The 3,757-nt window shown below is 28.7% G+C and carries 4 protein-coding genes; 3 read left to right on the top strand and 1 reads right to left on the bottom strand.

Annotation, left to right across the window (positions count from 1 at the left end; all coding sequences use genetic code 11):
- From DIU01_RS08365 to DIU01_RS08355, 3 genes are all read left to right on the top strand, one after another.
- Nucleotides 1–862: hypothetical protein (locus DIU01_RS08365; RefSeq protein WP_290833419.1), on the top strand; the 862-nt coding region annotated here is incomplete at its 5' end.
- A gap of 52 nt (nt 863–914) precedes the next feature.
- Complete coding sequence (locus DIU01_RS08360; protein ID WP_290833417.1) at nt 915–1,802, top strand: lysophospholipid acyltransferase family protein; 888 nt, start codon at nt 915–917, stop codon at nt 1,800–1,802.
- Between the two features lie 39 nt (nt 1,803–1,841).
- Nucleotides 1,842–2,660: a glycosyltransferase family 2 protein gene (locus DIU01_RS08355; RefSeq protein WP_290833415.1), complete on the top strand. Its 819-nt coding sequence runs from the start codon at nt 1,842–1,844 to the stop codon at nt 2,658–2,660.
- Between the two features lie 48 nt (nt 2,661–2,708).
- On the opposite strand, the gene DIU01_RS08350 is transcribed toward DIU01_RS08355, so the two are convergent.
- Nucleotides 2,709–3,757 (bottom strand): glycosyltransferase family 9 protein (locus tag DIU01_RS08350; RefSeq protein ID WP_290833414.1); only part of this gene is annotated, 1,049 nt, incomplete at its 5' end.

Genomic DNA, 3,757 nt, shown 5'->3' with positions numbered 1-3,757 from the left:
CATGAAAATAAATGTTGGACTATTGGTTTCATACGATTACCAATTTCTTAAACAATCGCTACCTTTGATTTATAAAGATTCTGATCGAATTGTTTTAGCACTTGATGAAAACTATAACACTTGGAGCGGAAATAAGTTTGAGATTGATGACGAATTTTTTACTTGGATAAAAAAATTTGATACCGAAAATAAAATTGAATTTTACAGAGATGATTTTTATGATCCAAATCTTACTGCTATTCAAAATGAGACGCGTGAAAGAACTATGCTTTCAAACTATTTTGGAGCAGGAACTTGGTATATTCAAATAGATTCTGATGAGAATTTTGTGAATTTTAGTTCCTTTGTGGCAGCTCTTAGAAGTAAGTCACATTACTTGGTAAATCCTGAAAAAAATAAAGTGCAGATTTGTCTGTTTTTTGTTAATTTATTTAAGAAAGTAGACGGTGGCTATCTTTATGTAGCTAATCCACTGGAACCTTTTACTTGTGCAACTAATTATATTGATTATAAAACAGCACGAGTTACATACGCCAGAAAAGTTTATCTTCCTTTTTTTGTAGTTCATAATACTTGGGCTAGAGAAGAATCAGAAATTTACTTTAAACTTAAAAATTGGGGTCATAATAATGATTTTGATGTAGACAAGTATTTTAATTTTTGGAAGAATGTAACCAAATCTAACTATAAAGATTTCACGAATGTGCATCCGGTTGAAGGTAAAAAATGGAAAAAACTTGAATTTTGCCCAGGAAATAATTTAACAGAGGTTATTGATTATTTTAAAACAACTAAACGAATTACTATTTCACCATTGTATATATTCGGAAAAAATAGTGCGCAAAAAATTAAGCATCTATAATTTAAATTATTTGATAATTTTGAATTTTTAATCTAACTAATAATAAACATTAATGCAGTTTTTAGTATTTTTATTTGCCTATCCCATTCTACTTTTGATTTCGATACTTCCATTTCGAATAATGTATTGGCTTTCAGACGCATTTTATGTTCTAACATACCGAATATTGAGGTATCGAAAAAAAACAGTTAGAGAGAATTTAGCATTAGCGCTTCCTCACTTAAGTACTTTTGAGCTTATCATCATAGAAAAAAAATTCTACAGACATATGTGCGATATGTTTTTAGAAATGATTAAAACAATGTCTATATCCACCAAAGAAATAGAAAAGAGATTTCGTTTTACTAATTTAGATTATTATTTAGAAATTGAAAAACAAGACAAAAGTATTGCCTTGATGACAGGTCATTATGCAAGTTACGAGTGGAGTATTTCAATGAACAATCACATAAATAACAAAGGATTTGCTATTTACAAAAAAATAAATAACAAGCACTTTGATAAATTAATTCACAAAATTAGATCAAAGTTCAAAGCGCAACTTTTAGATAGTAAAAACACTGCAAAGGTAGTAGAAGAAAATTATAATAATAAAATAAAGGCAATTTATGGTTTTGCCAGTGATCAATCACCGCAGGTTAAACCTAATATTTATTGGACTTATTTTTTAGGTATTGAAGTACCAGTACACACAGGAGCTGAAATGTTGTCTAAAAAATTTGATATGAATATGATGTTCATGAAAATTAAGAAGGTAAAACGAGGTTTTTATGAAGCAGAATTTGAATTACTTACAGACAATGCTTGTTCCATTCCCGATTATGAAATTACCGACTTGTTTCTTAGAAAACTAGAAGCGCAAATTTTTGAAGCTCCAGAATTTTATCTTTGGACTCATAAACGTTGGAAACATCGTGGTAAAAATAAAATAGTGATTTAATTTTTTAAAAATTACATTATATTTAGTTAGTATTGTACGATGCAATTATCAATAATTATTTCAACCTACAACTCTGAAGCTTTACTCTACAAAGTATTGCTAGGTTATTCTATTCAAAATTATACAGATTTTGAAGTAATTATTGCAGACGATGGTTCAACAGATGCCACAAAGCAAGTAGTTGCGTCTTTTGCAAATGCTTTTCGATACCCTATAAAGCATGTTTGGCAAGAAGATATTGGTTTTAGAAAATGCAAAATTTTGAATAAAGCAATAGTAGCGTCAGAAGCAGCGTATTTAATATTTTCCGATGGCGACTGTATTCCACGCCAAGATTTTGTTTACCAACATTATAAGCGTAGAGAAAAAGGTTATTTTTTGTCTGGCGGATATTATAAATTAACACCAGTAGTAACAAACTCAATAACAAGTAAAAGTATAGAAGTACAAGATTGCTTTAATGTGTTTTGGCTCATAAAAAACGGTTTAAAATTAAATTTTAAGATTACCAAATTAATAAGAAATAGATTTTTTTCATCTTTTATGAATTGGGTAACGCCCACAAAAGCTTCGTGGAATGGACATAATTCGTCTGGATTTAAAGAAGATTTGGTAGCAATTAATGGTTTTAATGAACTTTTAGCTTATGGTGGTGAAGATAGAGAGCTTGGTGAACGCCTTTCTAATTTAGGTTTAAACTCAAAACAAATTCGCTATTTAGCAGTCTGTATTCATCTTCATCACGAGCGAAAGTATGTGGACCTCGAAAAAATCAAGTTTAACTTAAAAATTAGAAACTATAACAAAAAGAATAAAATTATTAAAATTGAAAATGGTATTCGAAATTTAATTGAGTAATTACTTTTAATAAGTTGTAAAGTTTTGATTACAATAAATAATGATTATTTAATCTCGCTTTAATTTCGAATTTTCTAAGTGGTTGATATAAAATTTATCAAGTAGTTCTTTAAAAAAAGTTGGTTTAAATTCTAAGTACCATTTCTTATATTCATTTTGAATTTCCTTGGCAGATTTATGTAGATATATTTCAGGTTTATACTCAGATAAATGAACAGAGACATTATTGACGCCGTCTTCGAACGTTGCCCAACCTTTTTTATCTATCCAAGGAGAGAAAATTATAAAAGAAGGTTTTCTTAAAGATTTAGCCATATTTATTGCACCACCATCGTTACCAATTATTACATCGCATATGTTCATAATTGAAATAAATTCCCTTATTTTTTTACCTAAAACTGAAAAATATATTTTTTCTTGAGTTGCTGCCTTACAAAGGTTTTTCAGAGTTAGTGCCTCGGGTAGTTGACTGGGTATGTAATTAAAAAGTATATTCACATCATAATTTAGTGCTAGGTCATCTATTATTGATGCCATGAAATGTAGAGGATAAGTCTTATCTTCTGAACTTCCAAGAATGCTGACCATTACAGTTTTTTTGGAAGTGTCTATGTTGTGTTCTGCAAATAAGCTATTTGCAAAATCTGCTTCATCATCAGTTACATATATTTTAGGAAAGGTTTCAAGTTCAATCTTTAATTCTAAAGGATCTAAAAGTGATAACCGCTGTTCTATACATAAACCCAAGTTATTTGTTGGAATCTGTGATTTAAATACCAACTTATTAAAAATTAGTCCTCTAGATTTTTTGTCAAATGAAATTTTGGTAGGAGCTTTTGAAAATATAACTGGTAGAAAACTTTCAATTTTAGCATAAGCGTCAATGATTATATCATAATTTGCTTTTCTAATTTGCCATAAGAATTTCAGTAACTCCCATTTATTTTTTCGATGCTTTTCTTTAAATAAAATTAAATTATCTATCGATGTGTTTCCTTTTAGGACAGCAATGGTACTTTCATAAACTAAATAGTCAACAATTGCGTTTGGATATGCTTTTTTTAAATTATCACAAAGTAATGAAGTTATTAAAACAT

The organism is Flavobacterium sp. (assembly GCF_003525665.1).
GTDB lineage: Bacteria > Bacteroidota > Bacteroidia > Flavobacteriales > Flavobacteriaceae > Flavobacterium.
The sequence above is the reverse complement of the archived record's forward strand: the minus strand, read 5'-3'. Positions and strand labels throughout refer to the sequence as shown.